The 1,067-nt window shown below is 59.2% G+C and carries 1 protein-coding gene and 1 pseudogene; one reads left to right on the top strand and one right to left on the bottom strand.

Annotation, left to right across the window (positions count from 1 at the left end):
- A pseudogene (locus A3AY_RS0114515) lies at positions 1-218 on the bottom strand (LLM class flavin-dependent oxidoreductase); the annotation flags it as partial.
- Positions 219-524: 306 nt separating this feature from the next.
- Here A3AY_RS0114515 and A3AY_RS0114510 point away from each other — a divergent pair.
- On the top strand, positions 525-1,067 hold a 543-nt coding region (locus A3AY_RS0114510; RefSeq protein WP_018326384.1), incomplete at its 3' end, for an acyl-CoA dehydrogenase family protein.

Raw genomic sequence — 1,067 nt, 5'->3', positions numbered from 1 at the left:
CGGCTGAGCGCTTCGATGTCCGTTCCGCGGGTGCCGACGCCGTCAGCCATGAAGATCAGGTCGAACTTTGCTGCTTCGGCCACCTGCGCCAGGCCGATATAGTGCGAAAAATTGGCACCGGCGTCAGCTTGCGCATCTGGATGGCGCCAGGCAGCGACGTGGTGGCCGGTGGGATAAAGAAAAGCTCCAAGTTTTAGCTGGCGTTTCTGATCGGTCATGCTGCTCTCCTGGGTCTCGCCCACAAGAGGCTAGCATCTCGCAATTTATTCTATAGAAATTATATTCTATTGAGATGGCCGCTCGCGATTTAGTTGCCGCAATGCTCGCGAAATACGCGGATAAAGTTCCATTGCACGGTCCTTGGCATGCCGCGATGACCGTCCTCGCCGATCTTCCGCGCTGATCGGTGAAAAGATTTTCTTCGCGTGAGATCAAATAGATATTGCTGGACTTACGGTGGCGCCCGTCAAACCCTCGACGCCTAGGTGACCCACCAATCGGGATCACGACAGCGTGGGCCAAAGATGTCTTTCGAACCTGACCTGACCGATCCTTTCGTCGCCAAAGCAGTCGAGCTTAGAACACTCTTCGACACGGACGCCGTGGAACGCGACAAACGCGGCGGACGACCGACCGAACAGGTACGGCTGCTCAAGGAGAGCTGCCTGCCCTCGGCGCAGATCCCCGTTCAGTATGGCGGGAAGGGCGCATCCTGGCTCTCGATCATGCGGGTCGTGCGTGAACTTGCCCGCACGGACGGGTCGCTCGCCCATCTGTTCGGCTACCATCATCTGCCGCTCAATCTCGTCCTCTTCCGGGCATCGCAAGCGCAGAAGGATCATTGGCTGCGCGCGTCTGCGGCGGCGAATTGGGTCTGGGGGAACTCCGGCAACGCGATGTCGAAGACGTCGTCAGGCAGGCGTGCGACCGACGGCTGGATCGTCAGCGGAAAGCGTCCCTTCTCGTCGGGCTCCCACATTGCCGACTACATCCAGATTTCCTGGGAAAATGCACAAGGACAGCGGCTGACCGCCGCCGTGCCGGCGGGGCGGGAGGGTATTTTTATC

Origin of the sequence: Rhizobium giardinii bv. giardinii H152 (assembly GCF_000379605.1) — a bacterium.
GTDB classification, from domain to species: domain Bacteria; phylum Pseudomonadota; class Alphaproteobacteria; order Rhizobiales; family Rhizobiaceae; genus Pararhizobium; species Pararhizobium giardinii.
The sequence above is the reverse complement of the archived record's forward strand: the minus strand, read 5'-3'. Positions and strand labels throughout refer to the sequence as shown.